General features: G+C 71.7%; 17 protein-coding genes. 6 read left to right on the top strand and 11 right to left on the bottom strand.

From position 1 onward, the window contains the following. Window positions 1-80: 80 nt before the first annotated feature. Both LX88_RS32900 and LX88_RS32895 read left to right on the top strand, forming a co-directional pair. Window positions 81-3,593, top strand: a complete 3,513-nt coding sequence (locus LX88_RS32900) for an ATP-binding protein (protein ID WP_258951676.1) — start codon at window positions 81-83, stop codon at window positions 3,591-3,593. 9 nt (window positions 3,594-3,602) lie between these two features. After that, window positions 3,603-4,259, top strand: coding sequence for a GntR family transcriptional regulator (locus tag LX88_RS32895; protein WP_258951675.1), 657 nt, complete (start codon window positions 3,603-3,605; stop codon window positions 4,257-4,259). Here the strand turns inward: LX88_RS32895 and pdxY are convergent. Next, window positions 4,237-5,088 (bottom strand): pyridoxal kinase PdxY, encoded by an 852-nt coding sequence (gene pdxY, locus LX88_RS32890; protein ID WP_258951674.1) that lies wholly within the window; start codon window positions 5,086-5,088, stop codon window positions 4,237-4,239. The two genes, LX88_RS32895 and pdxY, sit on opposite strands and share 23 nt — an antisense overlap. A 59-nt stretch (window positions 5,089-5,147) precedes the next feature. Here pdxY and bla point away from each other — a divergent pair, with 59 nt between their 5' ends. Further along, window positions 5,148-6,047: a class A beta-lactamase gene (bla, locus tag LX88_RS32885; RefSeq protein ID WP_258951673.1), complete on the top strand. Its 900-nt coding sequence runs from the start codon at window positions 5,148-5,150 to the stop codon at window positions 6,045-6,047. Here the strand turns inward: bla and LX88_RS32880 are convergent. Continuing rightward, the gene (locus tag LX88_RS32880) at window positions 6,040-6,441 is read right to left on the bottom strand and encodes an ATP-binding protein (protein ID WP_372511464.1); all 402 of its coding nucleotides are present in this window, start codon (window positions 6,439-6,441) and stop codon (window positions 6,040-6,042) included. The genes bla and LX88_RS32880 overlap by 8 nt on opposite strands. 82 nt (window positions 6,442-6,523) lie before the next feature. After that, a complete protein-coding gene (locus tag LX88_RS32875; RefSeq protein ID WP_258951671.1) occupies window positions 6,524-6,919 on the bottom strand; it encodes an ATP-binding protein in 396 nt (131 codons plus the stop codon). A gap of 120 nt (window positions 6,920-7,039) precedes the next feature. On the opposite strand from LX88_RS32875, the gene LX88_RS32870 reads away from it, so the two are divergent. Next, a complete protein-coding gene (locus LX88_RS32870) occupies window positions 7,040-8,212 on the top strand; it encodes an MFS transporter (protein ID WP_258951670.1) in 1,173 nt (390 codons plus the stop codon). 67 nt (window positions 8,213-8,279) lie between these two features. Next, window positions 8,280-8,837 carry a copper resistance CopC family protein gene (locus LX88_RS32865; RefSeq protein WP_258951669.1) on the top strand — a complete coding sequence of 186 codons (558 nt, stop codon included), beginning with the start codon at window positions 8,280-8,282 and terminating at the stop codon, window positions 8,835-8,837. On the opposite strand, the gene LX88_RS32860 is transcribed toward LX88_RS32865, so the two are convergent. Together LX88_RS32860 and LX88_RS32855 are read right to left on the bottom strand one after the other, a co-directional pair. Next, entirely contained in the window at window positions 8,778-9,974 is a 1,197-nt protein-coding gene (locus LX88_RS32860) for an RNA polymerase sigma factor (protein WP_258951668.1), read from the bottom strand. The genes LX88_RS32865 and LX88_RS32860 overlap by 60 nt on opposite strands. Continuing rightward, window positions 9,974-10,321: a YciI family protein gene (locus LX88_RS32855; RefSeq protein ID WP_258951667.1), complete on the bottom strand. Its 348-nt coding sequence runs from the start codon at window positions 10,319-10,321 to the stop codon at window positions 9,974-9,976. Before LX88_RS32855 ends, LX88_RS32860 begins: the two co-directional genes overlap by 1 nt. A 208-nt stretch (window positions 10,322-10,529) precedes the next feature. On the opposite strand from LX88_RS32855, the gene LX88_RS44780 reads away from it, so the two are divergent. Continuing rightward, complete coding sequence (locus tag LX88_RS44780; protein WP_443674880.1) at window positions 10,530-12,383, top strand: PEP/pyruvate-binding domain-containing protein; 1,854 nt, start codon at window positions 10,530-10,532, stop codon at window positions 12,381-12,383. On the opposite strand, the gene LX88_RS32845 is transcribed toward LX88_RS44780, so the two are convergent. The 6 genes from LX88_RS32845 to LX88_RS32820 all read right to left on the bottom strand — a co-directional run bounded on the left by LX88_RS32845 (window position 12,284) and on the right by LX88_RS32820 (window position 17,744). Further along, window positions 12,284-12,574 (bottom strand): HPF/RaiA family ribosome-associated protein, encoded by a 291-nt coding sequence (locus tag LX88_RS32845; RefSeq protein ID WP_372511463.1) that lies wholly within the window; start codon window positions 12,572-12,574, stop codon window positions 12,284-12,286. The genes LX88_RS44780 and LX88_RS32845 overlap by 100 nt on opposite strands. A gap of 155 nt (window positions 12,575-12,729) precedes the next feature. Continuing rightward, window positions 12,730-13,203 (bottom strand): redoxin domain-containing protein, encoded by a 474-nt coding sequence (locus tag LX88_RS32840; protein WP_258951666.1) that lies wholly within the window; start codon window positions 13,201-13,203, stop codon window positions 12,730-12,732. A gap of 8 nt (window positions 13,204-13,211) precedes the next feature. Beyond that, entirely contained in the window at window positions 13,212-14,003 is a 792-nt protein-coding gene (locus LX88_RS32835) for a cytochrome c biogenesis CcdA family protein (RefSeq protein ID WP_258951665.1), read from the bottom strand. Window positions 14,004-14,077: 74 nt separating this feature from the next. After that, entirely contained in the window at window positions 14,078-15,199 is a 1,122-nt protein-coding gene (locus LX88_RS32830; protein WP_258951664.1) for a helix-turn-helix transcriptional regulator, read from the bottom strand. A gap of 175 nt (window positions 15,200-15,374) precedes the next feature. Next, on the bottom strand, window positions 15,375-15,542 hold the full coding sequence (locus LX88_RS32825) for a hypothetical protein (protein WP_258951663.1): 168 nt from the start codon (window positions 15,540-15,542) through the stop codon (window positions 15,375-15,377). A gap of 177 nt (window positions 15,543-15,719) precedes the next feature. Continuing rightward, window positions 15,720-17,744: an ATP-binding protein gene (locus tag LX88_RS32820; RefSeq protein ID WP_258951662.1), complete on the bottom strand. Its 2,025-nt coding sequence runs from the start codon at window positions 17,742-17,744 to the stop codon at window positions 15,720-15,722. Between the last annotated feature and the right edge of the window lie 38 nt (window positions 17,745-17,782).

Here is a 17,782-nt window from a genome sequence, read left to right as displayed (position 1 = left end):
ACTGGATCACGGCGGCCACAAGCTCTCAGCGCGCGGAAGGCACCCGTCCGGTGCGGTGATCGGCGGTATGGTCCAGACCGATGTCTGTCGAGTTCGCGGTACTCGGTCCCCTGCAGGTCCGCGTGAACGGCAGGGAGCACCGGGTCGGCGGGTTCACCCGCCGGGCGACGCTGGGTCTCCTGCTGCTCAACGCGGGCCGCGTGGTGTCGATCAGCGAGCTCACGGCGGCGTTGTGGCCCGGCGGGCACCCGCCCACGGCACGCGGGATCCTGCTCAACGTCGTGTCGGCGTTGCGCAAGGCCGGGCTCGACATCGTCACCCGCAAGCCCGGCTACCTGCTGCGCGCGGAACCGGATCGCGTTGACCTGCACCGGTTCCGTGCCGCCCTGCACCGCGCCGCGAGCGCGCCGGGGCCGGAGCAGACGGCCACGATCCTGCGGGACGCGCTGGCGTTGTGGCGCGGGCCCGTGCTCGCGGACCTGGTGGCGGACGGCGTCACGTGGCCGGCGCTGGTGGAGATCACGCACCTGCGCGACGTGGCGGTCGAGGACAGGTTCGACGCCGAACTGGCGTGCGGGCGCCACCGCGAGGTGATCGCCGAGCTCGAGGCGCTGGTGAGCGATCATCCGTTGCGCGAACGCCTGTGCGGCCAGCTGATGCTCGCGCTCTACCGGTCCGGCAGGCAGGCGGACGCGCTCGCGGTCTTCCGCGCGGCGCGGGAACGCTTCGCCGCCGAGCTCGGCATCGACCCCGGGCCCGAACTGGCCGCGCTGGAACGGGCGATCCTCACCCAGGACCCGGCCCTCGCGGCCACCCCCGGCCCGGCGCGGACCATGCTGGAACGCAAGAAGGTCAGCGTCCTCGTCGTCCGGCTGGAGCTGCCGGGCGCGGACGAGGCCGCCGACGAACGGCTGGAGACCGCGGTCGCACAGGTGCTCAGGCACGTCGAGGACTTCGGCGGCACCACCGTCACGACACTCGGTTCGACCGTCTGCGCGGCGTTCGGGGCGCCGGTCAACCGCGAGGATGACGCCGCACGGGCCGTGCGGGCCGCGTTCGAGATCACCGGCGAACACCCGGCTGCCGCAGCGGTGTCCACCGGACCGGCGCTGGTCACGTCCGGCGATCGCGTCGAGGTCGGCGGCACGGTGCTCGACGCCGGTCTGCGGTTGCTGGCCCAGACCGGGAAGGGCGAGGTGAGGACGTGCCCGGTGACCGACAGGGCGCTCACGCCGGCCGGGGACGACTCGCCGTTCGTGGGCCGCTCGCGCGAGATGGCCGCGCTCGCCGAGACCTACGAGCAGGTCAGGGCGACGGGCCGGCCGAGGACGGTCACGGTGGTCGGCGAGCCGGGCGTGGGCAAGAGCAGGCTCGTCCGGGAGTTCGCCACGGGCCGCCGGACGCTCACCGGCCGCACGCCCCCGTTCGCGCGCGACGACGTGTTCGCCCCGCTGGCGGAGATCGTGCGGAGTCACGCGCGGATCTTCGACAGCGACGACGCCGCCGCGGTCACCGCCAAGATCCAGGCGATCAGCGACGACCCGTGGCTCGTCACCCAGCTCTGCGCGCTGGCCGGTGCCGGGCCGCAGGGCAGCGACGTGCTGATGGCGTGGCGCAGGCTGGTCGAGCACCTGGCGGAGGAACCGCTGGTGGTGATCGTCGAGGACGTGCACTGGGCCGACGAGCTGCTGCTCGGTTTCCTGCACGGACTGGCCGACACCGCGGACGACGTGCCGTTGCTGGTGCTCCTGACCGCACGCCCGGGGCCGCCGGTCCGGGGTGAGTCGATCACGCTGAACGCACTGTCCGAAGAGGACACCGCACGGCTGCTCGAGACCCTGATGGCCCGCCACGACGTCGTGGCGGACGTGCGGACGTTGTTGCGCCGGGCGGCGGGCAACCCGCTGTTCGCCGCCGAGTACGTCCGCATGCTCCGCGACGGCGCCCCGGACGCCCTGCCGGAGACGGTGCAGACCGTCATCGGCGCGCGGCTGGACTCGTTGCCCCCGCTGGAGAGGTCCGTGCTGCAGGACGCCGCGGTCCTCGGCCCGGCGGTCTGGCCGGGCGCGGTCGCGGTCGTCGCGGAACGGGACGCCGCCGAGATCGCGCGCAGCCTGGAGGTGCTGGCACAGCGGGACTTCCTCAAGCGCCAGCCCAGCAAGGTCTTCGGCGAGGCCGAGTACGCCTTCAGCCACGTGCTGGTGCGCGACGTCGCCTACGACCGGGTTCCGCGGGGCACCAAGGCGATGAAGCACTACCACGCGGCCGAGTGGGTGCAGGCGCTGCCGCTCGAGCACGTTCCCCTGCTCGCGTACCACTTCCAGGAGGCGGTGTGGATCGCCGAGGCCTCGGGGAAACCGTGCGACATCATGGGCCGCAAGGCGCGGACGGCCCTGACCGACGCGGGCCGCAGAGCCACCTCCCTGGCCGCCAGGGACACCGCGATCCGGTGCTACCGCGCCGCGTTGGCCGTCTGCCCACCCGGCCACTCCGACAAGGCCGGCCTGCTCACGTTGCTGGGATCGTGCCTGGCGTGGAACGGCGAAGGGCTCGGGGAGCTGACCGAAGCCGTCGAACTGCACCGCGACGCCGGAAACTTCGCGGGCGCCGCGGAGGCCTCCCGGTCGTCCTGGCGCGCCACGTGGCACCAGGGCGACCACGCGGCGGCCGAACGGCACCTCGACCGCACGATCGAGTTCCTCGCGCTGGCCGGGCCGGACGAGCGGGTGCCCGGCGTGCAGGCGTACCTCGCGCACTCCCTGACCCTCGTGGACAGGCTGGACGACGCGGTCAGCGCCGCGCTGGAGGCGTTGCGGGGTACCGCCGGCGTCGAACGGGCCATCGCACTGGAAGCCCTGGGACTGGCCAGGGTCAAGCAGGGCGACCCGGACGGCATCGGCGACATGCTCCAGGCCGTGACCGAGCGAAGGACGGCCGGCGTCTCGCCCAGCCTGTGCCTTTTCAACACCGGCACCGCCTACGCCGTGCTCGGCGACGCCGACGCCCGGCTCGCGGTGAGGGCCGAAGCGCGGGTGGCCGCCCGGAGGCACGGCGACGACGACACCATCGCCTGGCTCGACTCGTCGAGGTACCTGGACCTGTTCTGGAACGGCCGGTACGCGGAAGCCCTTCAGCACGTCGGCGAGTCCATCGCCCGCTCCCCCGGCCAGTCCCACCTGCACGCCGCCCGCGGCCGCGTCCGGTTGCTGACCGGCGACCTCACCGGTGCCGCCGAGGACGCGGACCGGGCGCTGGAACTCGCGAGGAGCACAGGCCGTCCCGGCGAGCTGCAGCACCCGCTGACGTTGAAAGCCCGCATCGCCCTCCGGCACGGCGACCCGGTCGAGGCCGGCGAACTGCTGACCCTGTTGCGCGGCCGCCAGATCACCGGCCCGATCGGCGTCGACCTGCCGATCGTGCTCGCGGCCGCGGGCCACGGCCCGGACTGCCTCGCCGAGGTGTCCTGGTCACGCTGGAAGGACGCCGCGGTCGCCTGTCTGAGCGGTGACCGGCGCGAAGCCCTCCGGATCTACCGCGAGATCGGCTCCGTGCCGGACGCCGGCGATGAGTGGCTGGTTATCGCCCGGAAATAGCGTCCGGGTGTGCCCGCGATCCCGCGCTACTTCCAGGCCAAGACCAGGCTGCTCGACCTGGTGAACGAACTGCCCGACAACACCCCGTTCCCGCCGGAGCGCGAGCTCTCGGACGTGTTCGGCATGTCCCGCACCACCATTCGCAAGGCGATGGACGAGCTCGTGCTGGAGGGCAGGCTGGTGCGCGGGGCCGGCAGGCAGGGCACCGCCGTCGCGCCTCGCAAGCAGGTCCGCCGGATCAGCCTCGACGCGCTCGTGCAGGACCTCGCCGACCGCGAACAGGTCGTGGTCAGGACCATCGGCGCGCAGGACGTGGTCAACGTCGAGTCGGTCCTCGTGCGCGGGGACGAACCGGTCGGCGTGCGGTCGACCTACCTGCACGCGTCCCGGTTCCCCGGCTTCGCCGAGCGCTACGACCGCACGACCCCGCTGCGGAAATTCCTCTCCGACGCCTACGAGGTCCGGTTCGGCGAGCCGTGTCCCTGGTGCACCACCGCTCTCGCCACGCCGCGCGTCGCCGGCCTGCTCGACGTCCGCCCCGCCACACCGGTGCTGTCGGTCGGGTGGCTGGGCCACGACCTCCGGGGTGCGCCGGTCGAACGGTCGTGGGTCGTCCTGCGCGGCGACCGCGCGCACTTGCGGCTCAGCGCACCTGCTCGGCCTTGAACTGCATCCGCGGCGCCGCGTAGAACTCCTGGGCCTGCACCAAGCGCAGCTCGCGCTCACCGGAGCGGTAGGTCAGGTCGATCAGGTCGAAGACGCTGGACGCGGTGCGCTCCAGTGCGAGCGCCGCGTCCTTCGTCTGCACGTAGTGGGCGGTGAACAGCGCGGCCGTGACGTCGCCGGAGCCGTTCGCCTTGAACGGCAGGTGCGGGGTGTTCACCAGCCACGACCCGGCGGTGTCCACGACGAGCATCTCGATCGTGCCCTCCTCCCGGCCGGGCCGCTCGACGCTCGTGACCAGCACGGTCGACGGGCCCATCGCGCGGGCGAGGTCGGCCGACGCCAGCGTCTCCTCGACGCTCGCCGGCTCGGTGCCGGTGAGGAAGCCCAGCTCGAACTGGTTCGGGGTGATGATGTCGGCCACCGGCACGACCCGGTCGCGCAGCAGCACGGGGATCTCGGGAGCCACGAAACAGCCGGACTTGGCGTTGCCCATGACCGGGTCGCACGCGTAGAGCGCCGCCGGGTTCGCGGTCTTCACCCTGCGCACCGCGTCGATGATCACATCGGCGATGCCCGTGCCGCCCTGGTAGCCGGACAGCACGGCGTCGACCTGCCCGAACACCCCGCGTTCCTCCACCCCGAGCAGGATCTCGGCCACGTCCGACGGTGGCAGGAGCGGACCGCGCCACGCGCCGTAGCCGGTGTGGTTGGAGAAGTTCACCGTGGGGATCGGGACGACCTCGACCCCGATGCGCTGGAGCGGGAACACGGCCGCGGAGTTCCCGACGTGGCCGTGGGCGACCACGGACTGGATGGACAGAACCTTCATTTCCCCACCCTAGAACGCCGCTCCCGTGGCGCCGCACCGAGACCGAATAGTGTGAACCGGTGGCCGCCCGACGCACCGTCCTGAAAACCTTCGCCCTGCTCCCGCTCGCCGGGTGCGCGACTCCGCAAGCGACAGCTCCGATCAGCGTGACACCACCGGCCACGACGACGAGCGCGGCGCCCGTGCGGCACGACGCGTTGTTCGAGCTGGAGAAGAAGTTCGACGCACGGCTGGGCGTCTACGCGATGAGCGACAACGGCAGCACGATCGAACACCGGGCGGACGAGCGGTTCGCGTTCTGCTCGACGTTCAAGGGACTTGCCGCGGCGGCGCTTCTGCACCGCAACCCGATGTCGCACCTGGACACCGTCGTCACGTACACCGAGGCCGACCTGATGAAGAGCTCGGCCATCACGAAGCTGAACGTCCGAACGGGGATGAAGCTGCGGGACGTGTGCGACGCCGCGGTCCGCCACAGCGACGGCACGGCGGGCAACCTGCTGCTGCGCGACCTCGGCGGTCCGGCGGAGCTCACGAAGTACCTGCGCGAGCTGGGCGACACCGAGACCCGCATGGACCGCGTCGAGCCCGGCATCACCTCGGCCACGCCCGGCGACCCGCGCGACACCGCCACCCCGCGCTCGCTCGGCACGGACTACCAGCGGATCGTGCTCGGGGACGCCCTCGAACCGGCGAAGCGCGACTTCCTGACCGGCCTGCTGGAACGCACGGTGACCGGGGCGAAGCGCATCCGGGCCGGAGTGCCCGCGGGCAGCAGGGTCGCCAACAAGACCGGTACCGGAGACCACGGCACGGTCAACGACATCGCGGTCGTGTGGCCGCCGGGCCGGGAGCCGATCCTGATCGCGGTCATGTCCAGCAAGTCGGCCGCGGACGCCGAATACGACGAGGCCCTCGTCGCCGAAGCCGCCGCCTACGTCGTCAAGACCCTCACCTGACGGTCGACACGTCCGCCCACACGGTCTTGGAGTCCGGGAACCGGTTGTGCCCCCACACCTGGGCCAGGCCGTTGACCAGCAGCAGACCCCGCTGCCGACGCCCGAGGAACCCCATCCGGCCGAGTTGCGGGAACCGGCCGGGCGTCCCGTCGTCGACCTCGACCCGCACCACCTCGCGTTCCGGCAGGCACAGCACGCGGGCGCGTCGACTCGGGGCGGCGTGGTGGTAGGCGTTGCTCACGAGTTCCGTGGCCACGACCATCACGTCGACCACGACGTTCTCGTGCATCCCTCTCAGGAGACGCCGAACTTCCGCGCGCACGTTCGCGAGCGGTAGAACACCCTCCGGTAGGACGAGGTCCACTCGTTCGGTGGACCGTCCTGCAATACCCATCAGCATCTCCAAGCGCCCTGCTGGTTCAAGGCACGAGCCTCGGTACCCCGGAACGCGCAGATCGAAACCTGCCGGCCTGCCATCACGTCTCCCTGGGAAGAACGGCCCAGACCACGGTGTCACCGTGAGCCCTGTCCACACCCCAGCGATCCGACAGCCGGGCCACCAGGACCAGACCGTAGCCGCGCTGCGGCCGGGACACCTTGCGCAACGGCGGGTGGGCACGGGAATCGTGCGCGATCTCGATGCGGATCTTGTGGGGTTCCACGACGACGCGCAGGAACGACGGTTCCGACGTGTACCGGTAAGCGTTGCTGACCAGCTCGTTCACCACCAGCAACACATCGGCGACGGCGTCGGTGTCCTCGCCCATCAACTCCAGCCGTACCCAGCGGCGGACAGCGGCGAGTGACGGTCGTTGCCTGCCCAGGGGCAGATCCGCCGCCTCACCCGTCCTGGCTGCCTGGTCGCGAGCCAAACCGCTCCTCGGTCAGTTGATCAGTTCGGCCGCCGGTTACCCGAGTACATCCGCCGCCAAACCAATCGTTCATCAACTTGAACTACCCTCACGGCTCGCCGCGACTCCAGGGGGAACAGCATGCCCAGGTACTTGACGCCGTTATTGGCCGCGTTGCTGGTCATGTACTCGTTGCACCAGATGCTCATCGGCGTCGTCGCCCCGCTCGCCGGCGTACTCGCCCTCACCCCCTTCCAGCTGAGCCTGGTGTTCACGGTCGCCTCCGTGACGATCACCGTGGCGAGCCTGCTCTGGGGACTGCTGTTCGACGCCGTGGGACCGCGTCCCGTGCTGTTCGCCGGACTCGTGCTGTGCGTGGCCGGACCCGCCGGTTTCGCCGCGGCGGTGGCGTTCGGCCTCGACGAGACGCTGACGCCGGACGTGGCGTTCGCGTTGGTGCTGGTGTTCCGCTCCGCGTTGTTCGGCGCGGGCCTCGCCGCGGTGTTCGTCACCGCGCTCGCCGTCGCGGGTCTCTCCGCCCACGGCGAGACGGCGCGCACCCGAGCCATCGGCTTCGTCGGCGCCGCTCAGAGCCTCGGCAGCGTGATCGGCCCGGTCGTCGGCGGCGCGCTCGCGGTGGCGTCCCTGTGGCTGCCGTTGTACGTCGCGCCTGTGGTCGCCCTGCTGCTCTCGCTCCTGGTCCTCGTCACCATGAAGCCTCTCGCTCCGCAGGAAGGGGAACCGGTGCAGGCCCAGCCGCTGCAACTGGTGCCCGCCTTCGGCACCGGCTTCTTCCTGCACCTGTCACTGGGGATGGCGCAGGTCGTCGTCGTGTACCTCTCCTCGGAGAGGCTGCGGGAGACCACGGGCAGCGCCGAGGGCGTGCTGTTCTCCTCCGTCATAGGGCTCGTGCTGACGCAGGGGCTGCTCGTGCCGCTGCTGAAGTGGTCCCCGATCCGGCTGATGCGGATCGGCTCCCCCGTCTCGGTGGCCGGTTACGCACTGCTCGCGGTGGCGCCGTCGTCCGCGCTGATGGCGCTGGCGTTCCTGGTGGTGGCGGTCGGCGCCGGTCTCGCGCTCACCGGGTTCGCCGCGGCGGCCTCGCTCGGCGTCGGGCCGCGGCACCAGGGCCTGGTCGCCGGGCTGGTCACCACCACGAGCGGCCTGACGTTCATCGTCGCGCCGATGCTGAGCGCGCTGCTGTACGAGGTGGAGCCGCTCGCGCCCCTGCTCGCCGCCGCGCTGGCCGCGCTGGTCGCTACGGGGTTGGCGTTCGTCCCGGTGACGCCGCAGGTCTCCCGGCCGGTGGGGTGAGGCCGGCCGCTGTTCCGGTGCGAACTGAGGCTGCCGGACTGATCGACGAAGCCACTACGCTGCGCACGTGACGCGTTACCTAAGCGTGCTCGTGCTGGCACTGCTCGCCGCGACGGCCGTGGCCGTCCCCGCGCAGGCCCACGCCGAGCTCAAGAGCAGCAATCCGGCGTCCGGCGCGGCCCTGGCGGCTCCACCCGAGCAGATCGAGCTGGTGTTCAGCGCGCCCGTCCAGCTGCCGGACGGGGACGCGGTCACCGTCACGGGGGCCGACGGCACCAAGGTGCCGGTCACCCAGGTGCAGGCCGTGGACAGGACGATCACGGCGAAGATCGACGCGACCGCGGCCAAGTCCGGCGCGCACACGATCGCCTGGTCGGCCAAGTCCGACGACGGCGACACCGTCAACGGCACGTTCAGCTTCACGATGACCGTCGTGGCGCAGTCCACGTCGGCGAGCGCCCCTCCGTCGTCGGTGACGCCGAGCGCGCCGGTGTCGAACGCGCCCCCGTCGAGCACGCCCTCGGAGTCCGGTGGCGTGCCGGTCTGGGTGTGGATCCTGATCGGGCTAGCGGTCGTCGTCGGCGCGATCCTCCTGGTCCGCCGCCGCAAGCCGGAGAACCCGTAGCCGTTCGGCCAGGAGCTCGCGTTCGGCCGGGTGCCCGGCCCGGTCGAGCGCGGCCTCCAGCGCCGCGGCCGGATCTCTCCCGAGCCGTTGCAACAGGTCTGCGCGCACAGCGTGGAACAGGTGGTAGCGGTCGAGGTCGAGCGCGTCGACCTCCAGCAGCGCCCGCTCCGGGCCTTCCGTCTCGGCCAGCGCGACGGCGCGGTGCAGGGCCACGACGGGGCTCGGCGTGAACACCACCAGCTGGTCGTAGAGGGCGACGACCTGGTGCCAGTCGGTCGGCGGGTCGCTGTGCACGGCGTTGATCGCGGCCTGGACCTGGTAGGGACCCGGCCGGTTCCAGCGCAGGCAGCGGCGCACGAGGTCCTGGCCCTCCCGCACGAGGTCCGCGTTCCACAGCGCCCTGTCCTGGTCCTGGAGCAGCACGATCCCGCCGTCGCGCAGCCGCGCCTCCCGGCGGGACGCGACGAGCAGCATCAACGCGAGCAGCCCCCACACCTCGGGCTCGTCCGGCATGAGCCCCGCGAGCACCCTGCCGAGCCGGATCGCCTCCCGCGCGAGCTCCGCCCGGTCGAGGTAACCCTCGTTGAAGATCAGGTAGATGACGGCCAGCACGGCCTTCAGCCGGTCGGGCAGATCCGCTTCGCGCGGCACCCGGTACGGGATGCGGGCCGCGCGGATCTTGCCCTTCGCGCGCACGATCCGTTGCGCCATCGTGGGTTCCGGCACCAGGAACGCCTTGGCGATCTCCGCCGTCGTCAGGCCGCCGAGCAGTTTCAGCGTCAGCGCGACCTGGGCGGGCAGCGCCAGCGACGGGTGGCAGCAGGTGAAGATCAGCCGCAGGCGGTCGTCGGGCACGTCTCCTGCCTCCTGCTCTTCCGGTTCGTGGTTCAGCAGTGCCGCCTGCGCCTGCTTCTCGTGGCCCTTGGCCTCCCGGCGCAACCGGTCGATGGCGCGGTTGCGGGCCGTCGTGATGATCCAGCCGGCCGGAGCGGGCGGGACGCCGTCGACCGGCCACCGCAGCACAGCCGTGGCGAAGGCGTCCTGCACCGCCTCCTCGGCGAGGTCGATGTCGCCGAGGAGGCGGGTCAGGACGGACACCGCACGGCCGTACTCGGCCCGGAAGACGTCCTCGATCATCAGGACGCGAGGGGCCTGACCTCGATCGACAACGGGCTGAGCACGCCCGCGAGCCGGTGGCCCCACTCGAGCGCCTCGTCGAGGTCGGCGGCCTGGATGACGGTGAAGCCGCCGATGTGCTCCTTGCCCTCGGCGAACGGGCCGTCCGTCATCAGCACGTCGTCGTCCTTCGTCCTGAGCACGGTCGCGGTCGACGGCGGGTGCAGGCCGGCCGCGAACACCCAGACGCCCTTGGCCCGCATCTCCTCGTTCAGCGAGGCGAGGTCCGCCATGATCGGGTCGAGCACCTCGGGCGGCGGGGCCTCACCGTCGGGCTGGTAGATGCTGAGCAGGTACTTCTGCGTCATGGTGTCTCCTTTCGCCCTTTGTACGAACGGGGCGGGCCCGTTTCGACGACCATGGCGACATGATCCCGCTGATCCTCCCCCTCGACGACCCGCGAGCGGTGCTGGCCGTGGCCGGCGGCAAGGGCGAGTCGCTGGCGAGGCTCGTCCGCGCGGGCCTGCCGGGTTCCACCTCACGACCCGCGCCTACCGCGAACGGTCGACGGAGGGCGTGCTGGAGGCGTTCCGCGAGCTCGGCGGGCCGGTGGCGGTGCGGTCGTCGGCGACCGCGGAGGACCTGCCGGGGCTGTCGTTCGCGGGCCAGCACGACACGGTGCTGAACGTGTCCGAGGACGGGCTGTTCGACGCGGTCCTGCGGTGCTGGGACTCGCTGAGCTCCGAACGCGCCGTCGCCTACCGCGAGCACAACGGGATCACCTCGGCCGAGATGGCGGTCGTCGTGCAGCGGATGGTGCCCGCGGAGTTCTCCGGCGTGCTGTTCACCGCGGACCCGGTGACCGGGCGGGCCGAGCCGGTGGTCGACGCGGTCCGCGGGCTCGGTGAGGCACTCGTCAGCGGCACGGAGAACCCGGCCGACGCCCTGTCCGGCGACCAGAAGGCGCCACTGATCGCCCTGGGTGCACGGATCGAAGCCCTCTACGGCACGCCGATGGACATCGAGTGGGCGCTGGCAGGGGGTGAGTTCCAGATCCTGCAGGCGCGTCCGATCACGTCGTCGCGGGTCGAGTGGAACGACACGCTCGACGGCGACCACCTGTGGTCCAACGGCAACGTCGGCGAGGCCGTGCCCGAGGCGATGACGCCGGTGACGTGGTCGCTGGTGCGGGTGCTGTCGAACGCGGCGATCGGGCCGCACCGGATCTCCGGCAACATCGGCGGCCGCTTCTACCTCAACATCAGCACCTTCACCGCGTTCGGCGCTGCCGTCGGCAAGGCCGGTGAGATGCTGCGCTCCGGCGAGGAGACGTTCGGGCGCATCCCGGCCGGTGTGACCGTGCCGCCGCTGCCGATGTCACGGGCCGCGATCCTCGGCGCGGTGCTGCGGGGTGCGGGCGAGCCGTTGAAGCAGCAGTTCCTGTACCGGACGCGGCTGCCGGGGCTGGTCCGCGACAACCCCGCGCGCTGTGCCGCCGCACGGCGGGCCATCGCCGCCTGTGCCACGCCCGAAGCGTTGCTCGCGCTGTGGCACGACGACATCGACCGGCTGTTGCGGTTCGTGTGCCCGATCCTCGACGCCGGCGCGCGAATGGCCGGTGGCGGACGGGCGGCGTTGCGGCGCGAGCTCGTGGCGCTGGCCGGCGAGGAGGACGCCGCTACGTTGCTGACCGGGTTCCACGCGGGCGAAGGGCTGTCGAGCGTGGGACCGCTGATCGGGCTGGCACAGGTGCGCTCGGAAGAGCTGAGCCGGGAGGAGTACGCGCAGCGGTGGGGACATCGGTCCCACGACGAGTTCGAGATCCACGAACCTCGTCCCGCCGAGGACCCGGCGTGGATGACCGCGCAACTGGACGCGCTGGCGGACCCCGTCGCGTTGCTGGAGCGGCAGGCGGCGGCGCGGGCGGCCGCCTGGGACCGGCTGGTGGCGGCGCATCCGCAGCGGGCACGGCGGATCGAGCGGCGGCTGGCGCGGATCGGGGCCGGGGCGCGGTCCCGCGAGCAGGCGCGTTCCGAGATGGTGCGCGCGTTCTGGGTGATGCGGGCGTTCGTGCTGCGGGCCGGGGAGCTCACGTCGTCCGGAGACGCCCTGTTCTTCCCGCCGATCGACGACGTGCTGGGCGGCGAGACCTCGTTGCTGGACCGCGTTCCCGCTCAACGGCAGGCCTATGCACGCGGCGATCGTGGCGCGGGAGCTGGGCATCCCGGCGGTCGTGGGCTGCGGCAACGCGACGACCCGCATCGCCACGGGCGACGTCGTCCGGGTGGACGGTGCTCGGGGCACCGTGCGGAAGGTGCGCTGAGCCGCGGTCAGTTGTGGGCGAGCGCGCCGTGCATCGAGACGAGCTGGCGGCGCATGCGCTCCCGCACCAGGTCGATCACCTCGGTGACCGTGTCGCCCTCCGCGTAGGCCTGCACCTCGACCCACTTCAGGTCGAGCCGGGCGTGCGCGTGGATCACGGACTTGTCCGAGGTCAGGTTGACCCACGCGAAGTCGACGCGGTCCGGCGCGTAGCGGTCCAGCGAGCCGATCCGATCGGACGCGTAGTCCCTGGCCTGCTCGGGAATGGCCTCCCCGAGCGAGACCTGGATGTAGTCCATCGCCACCTGCCTCCTCAAGGCCGTGCGGCACCGCCACGGGCCGGTTCGACGATACGAATCCGGACGCGACGCCGAACCAGGCGTTGGTCCCGACAAGCCAGGGACTTTCTACCGAGAAAATGGTGCGAGCACGGGACCTCGCGATGTCACGGGGATCAAGACTTCGGTACCAGAGCGGAAACTCGCTGGTCCAGCTGCTCCTCGGTGGGCGAGCCGGTGAGCAGTTCCACGGACCCGTCGGTGCCCACGAACGCGAACGTCGGCTGCGCGGTGACACCGAACCGCTTCCACACCGCGCCGTCCAGGTCCGCCAGGTGCGGGAAGCCGGACATCCTGTGGTCGCTCACGAACTTCTTCATCGCGTCGAGCTGGTCCTCCGCCGCGACCCCGACGAACTGGACCTCGCCGTGCCGCTCGGCCAGCGCCTCGACCGTCTCGGCCTCGGCGTTGCACGACGGGCACCACGGCGTCCAGAACCAGAGCACGACGGGCTGGCCGACGAGCTTGTCGCCGCGGAACTCCTCGCCGTCCAGCGTCTTGGCGGTGAACTGGAACTTCTCCGGCGTCGGCGCCTTCTCCGCGCAGCCGGTGAGCAGCAGGATCCCTAGCAGCAGTCCGAGGATGCGCATACGGCTCCTCACCTCCTGCCTGGACGTACGGCCTTGCGCCGCCTCCGGTTCAGCCACCAGGCGCCCGCGATCGCCAGCACCACCACGAACGGCCACGGCCCCAGCGCTCCGACGAGCTGCACGAGCACGTTCTGGAACCGTCCGGCGCCGCGCACGACCGGGTCGATCGCGCTGCCCCCGGCCAGGAACAACCGCAGCTCGTAGACGCCGTAGTAGGTCACGTACGCGCCGACCGCGATGAGGACGACGCCACCGATGCGGCCGACGTGGGGCAGCACCTTCCTGATGTGCGGTGCGAGCGCCGAACCCGCGACGGCGAGCACGGTGACGATGAGTCCCATGCCGAGCGCGTACGCGAAGAACGCCATCACGCCCGTCTGCAGCGATGCACCGACCACAGCGAGGAACGGACCGATGGCGCACGAGAGAGAGGCGATGGCGAACGCAATGCCGTAGCCGTACATGGACCACAGGCTCTTCGGCGCTGCCTGGAGTTTCGGCAGCCGGAAGTAGAGGTCCTCGCCCAGCACCAGGAGCACGCCGATGACGACCATCACGAGCCCGATCACGACCGTCACGAACGGCAGATAGCGCTTGAGAGTGGCGGCCACCGGGCTCACGAGAATTCCGAATGCGCCGAAGAAAGTGACGAATCCAGCCGTCATCACCAAACCGGACATGAAGGCCCTCGCCGGGCTGTCTCGTGCCACCAGCGCCAAATAGGCGGGCAGCATCGCGAATCCACACGGGTTGACCGTGGCCACCATTCCCGCGACGACCGCGAGTGCGAGCTCGTTCACGACGCTGAGGCTAGAGCCGCGGAGTGCCGGTCGAACAGCGGACTCGCCACCGGGCGAGATCGTGCTGCAGGAAGTCACGCCTGTGTGGTCCAGGCGGCGATCTGGGCGCGCGACCGCACGCCCAGCACGGACTTCAGGTCGCGCACGTCCGCCTCCACGGTCCGCAGCGACACGTGCAGCCCGTCCGCGATCTGCTTGTTCGTCAGCCCTTCCGCGACCATCGCGGCGACGCGCAGGAGCCGTTCGTCGCGCCACGAGAGCGCGCCCTCCTCCGGTTCGGCCTGCGGACGCGCCGTCGTGACCGACACCCCCGGCAACGCGAACTGCCGGACCGACTCGAGCATCGTGAAGTCGGGTTCGAGCAGCGACCGCGCACGCAGCCGCTCCGCCATCTCCTGCCCGACGGTCCCCGGCATGAGCGCGAACTTGTGCAGCGCGACCTTCTCGGCCTCGGACAGCAACGCGTAACACCGGTCGAACGCGGCGTGCAGCGACCGGTGGTGCGCCGGCGCGTCCCGAGGCCCCGTCGTGAGCACGGCGAACCGGTCGTCCAGCCGCGTCACGATCTCCTCCAGCGTCAGCACGCGCACCAGTCGTGCCGCGAGTTCGAGCGCCAGCGGCAACCGGTCCAGCCGTGCGCACACGACGTCCAGCAGCGCGGCGTTCTCGTCGAACTCGCTGTCGAGCGCCACCGCCCGGTCGACGAACAACCGCTTCGCATCGCGCGCACCGAGCGGCTTGAGCCGGTACACCTGCTCCCCCGGCACGTGCAGCGGCTCGTGACTGGTCGCCAGAACGCGAAGCGAGGGGTGCGCGGCGATGAGCTCCGCGCAGCCGGCCAGCACGCGCTCGCAGCCGTCCAGCACCAGCAGACCGGGCTGCGGGGCGCCGGCGAGCAAGTCCAGCACCCTGGTCATGTCCGCCAGTTCCACCAGCAGGACGTGCTGCCGGTTCGCGACCAGCTCGTGCACGAGCCGCGACTTGCCGACCCCGGGCGGCCCGGTGACGGTGACGATCCTGTTGCGCGCCAGCAGCGTGGTGAGCTCGGCCAGCTCGGTGCTGCGGCCGGCGAACGTGTCGAGGCGCGGCGAGGCGGGCACGACACCGCGAGCACGCCTTCGGTACGCGCGCTGACGGCACGCGCCGGAGCAGTACTTGGCGGTGGTCAGCTTGGCGCCGCACTCCTCACACGTCATCCGGCACCACCTGGGCGCTGCGGGGCAGGCTCGCGCAAGGGTCCCCTCCGGCTCTGGGTCCCCCGCGTCCCACGGTAGTCAGCAGGTCTGACGCTCCGGCTCGTCGCGCCGCCGCCAGCGCCGCGGGCACCCCAGCTCACCGGGCCCGCACCACCGGGAGGTCCGACACGCCGGCTCACCGGGCCCACACTGCCAGCACCACCGGCAGGTCCGACGCGCCGGCTCTCCACGCTTTCGCCGCCGGCACTGCGGGCAGATCCGACGCCTCGGCCCGTCGCACTCCCGCCGCCAGCAGGTCCACCGCCCCGCTCAACGCGCCCCGTGCCTCCAGTCGACCCGGCACGCCAGCGCACCGCGCCCCCGCCTCCAGCACCACGGGCAGATCCGGCACACCGCTCAGCGCGCCCCGCGCCTCCAGCCGATCCGGAACGCCCGCTCATCGTGCCGTCACCATCAGCACCACGGGCAGATCCTGCACACCCCTCAACACACCCAACGCCAGCAGACCCGCCACGCCGGCTCACCGGGCCCTCGCCGTCCGCGCCGCCAGCTGGGTCCGCGAGCTCAACCCCAGTCGCGACAACATCTGCGTCACGTGCGACCGCACGGTCGCGACCGAGATCCCCAGCCGCACCGCGATCTCGGTGTTGGTCAGCCCGTCCGCGACGAGGGCCGCGATCTCCCGCTGCCGCGCGGTCAGCGGTCCGTGCTGCCGTGGCGCGTTCACGTACGCGAGCAGCCCGGCCTGGTCGAGCCGCTCGCCCAGTGCCCAGGCGCGCGAGGCCCGCCGCGGGCCGGCGGAGGTCAGTGCCAGGTCGCGTGCGTCCGCCACCATGCTGTTCCAGGGTTCCTCCTGGTGGGAGCCCCGTTTCCGGCGGGTGGCGGCCGCGGCGGCCATCAGCACCACGGCGCGGTCGGCGTCGCCTCGGTGTGCCGCCACTATGCCCAGACCTTCGAGCAGGCCTGCCTCCGAGACGGCCGCGGGAGCTCCTGCTCGCAGGGCGACGGTGAAGTGGTGCTCGGCCTGGTCCACGTCGTTCGCCGCCAGCGCGATCACGCCAGCGGTGTGCCGGCAGGCCATCAGGCGGAAGCCGTCCAGGACGCCGAGCGACAGCGATTCCAGTGCTGCCGCGAATGCTGCTGTCAGGTCGTCCAGGCGCATCAGGAGCCAGGCGTGGTTGTTCAGGAACGTCATCAACAGTTCCGGGTCGCCCAGCGAGCGCGCTGCGGCTACCGATCGTTCGTTGGCGGTGTGGGCGCCGGTGAGGTCGGAGTTGATCCCCCGCGCGTAGCCCAGCGTGTTCCACCCGCGGGCCTCCCAGGCCGGCTGGCTCATGGCCGGGTGCGCGACGAGGGCCTCCGCGTACCGCAGCGCAGCGGTCCTGTCGCCGGTGAAGCCGGCCAGCCAGGCCGCGCGGAAGAGCAGCAGTTCCGCGTGCGACGTCAGCGGGCCGTGCGCCAAAGCGGTGGCAGCCATGCGCATCGCCTCGTTGTAGGAGCGGTGCAGGTACCAAACGTGCACTACGCCCGCGACGAGCCACGTGTGGCGCGGGTCGGTGCGCGGTATGCGGCCGACGGCCTGCAGCAGTTGGTGTTCCTGGCTCTCCAGCCATGTGTCCATTCGGGCCGTGACCACCGGGGCCGACGAGATGGACTGGATCGTCGCGGTCAGCGAGTCGGCCAGCAGGTCGAACGTCGCGTCCGTCTCGCCGCTCTCCTCCAGGCGTGCCAGGCCGAACAGGCGGATCGACTCGAGCAGCCGGAACCGTGCGCCCGACGACGACGGCGAGCGCACCACCAATGACTTGGCGCGCAACGAGGCCATCAGCTGCACGACGTCCGCCCGGTCGCCGCACACCGCGGCGGCCAGGTTCAGGTCGAAGTCGCCGATCAGCGCGGAGAGCCTGCGCAGCGCGGACTGCTCGGCCGGTGTCAGCAGGTCGTAACTCCACCCGATCACGGCGTCGAGCGTGCGGTGGCGCGCGGGCAGGTCGGTGCGCGCCGCGGCCAGTTCGATCGCCAGCGGCAGGTGGTCCCGCACCGAGTCGGCGAGCTCCGGGGCACCACCGCATTCCACGAACAACTGCCGCGCGTCCGCCGGAGGCAGCGGGCCGACCTCGACGCACATCTCCCCCGCCAGGTCGAGGGGTTCGCGGCTGGTCACCAGGACGCGCAGGCGCGGGCACGCGGCGAGCAGTTCCGCCACGGCCGAGGCGGCCTCGTTGATCAGGTGCTCGCAGTTGTCCAGCACCAGCACGCGGTGATCGGCCAGTGCGCGCTGCACGGTCTCGTGCAGCGGCAGCCCTGGCTTCTCCCACACGTCCAGCGAGAACGCGATCACGTGCCACAGCAGGTCCGGCCGGCGCACGGGCTCCAGCTCGACGACGGTGTCGCCGAGGCGCAGTTCGGCCGCCAGCCTCGACTTCCCCGCTCCGCCGGGACCGACGAGCGTCACCAGCCGGTGCCGCCGCAGCAGCCGTCGCACGGTGGTCAGCTCCCGCTCGCGTCCCACCAGACGAGAGCGCGAGTCCACCGACCACCACATGCGCGCGATTCTAGGAGCGAGGGCGAAGCGAACGATCG

The sequence above is a fragment of the Lentzea californiensis genome (genome assembly GCF_024648825.1).
Taxonomy (GTDB): Bacteria; Actinomycetota; Actinomycetes; order Mycobacteriales; family Pseudonocardiaceae; genus Lentzea; species Lentzea californiensis.
This window is presented reverse-complemented; position numbering and strand designations above follow the sequence as displayed.

What these genes read in the sequence shown, in the direction of transcription:
- LX88_RS32900 (WP_258951676.1), top strand. Translation starts at nt 81, where the DNA reads ATGTCTGTCGAGTTCGCGGTACTCGGTCCCCTGCAGGTCCGCGTGAAC.
- pdxY (WP_258951674.1), bottom strand. Translation starts at nt 5,088, where the DNA reads ATGAAGGTTCTGTCCATCCAGTCCGTGGTCGCCCACGGCCACGTCGGG.
- LX88_RS32880 (WP_372511464.1), bottom strand. Translation starts at nt 6,441, where the DNA reads ATGGGTATTGCAGGACGGTCCACCGAACGAGTGGACCTCGTCCTACCG.
- LX88_RS32870 (WP_258951670.1), top strand. Translation starts at nt 7,040, where the DNA reads ATGCCCAGGTACTTGACGCCGTTATTGGCCGCGTTGCTGGTCATGTAC.
- LX88_RS32860 (WP_258951668.1), bottom strand. Translation starts at nt 9,974, where the DNA reads ATGATCGAGGACGTCTTCCGGGCCGAGTACGGCCGTGCGGTGTCCGTC.
- LX88_RS32855 (WP_258951667.1), bottom strand. Translation starts at nt 10,321, where the DNA reads ATGACGCAGAAGTACCTGCTCAGCATCTACCAGCCCGACGGTGAGGCC.
- LX88_RS32845 (WP_372511463.1), bottom strand. Translation starts at nt 12,574, where the DNA reads ATGGACTACATCCAGGTCTCGCTCGGGGAGGCCATTCCCGAGCAGGCC.
- LX88_RS32840 (WP_258951666.1), bottom strand. Translation starts at nt 13,203, where the DNA reads ATGCGCATCCTCGGACTGCTGCTAGGGATCCTGCTGCTCACCGGCTGC.
- LX88_RS32830 (WP_258951664.1), bottom strand. Translation starts at nt 15,199, where the DNA reads ATGACGTGTGAGGAGTGCGGCGCCAAGCTGACCACCGCCAAGTACTGC.
- LX88_RS32820 (WP_258951662.1), bottom strand. Translation starts at nt 17,744, where the DNA reads ATGTGGTGGTCGGTGGACTCGCGCTCTCGTCTGGTGGGACGCGAGCGG.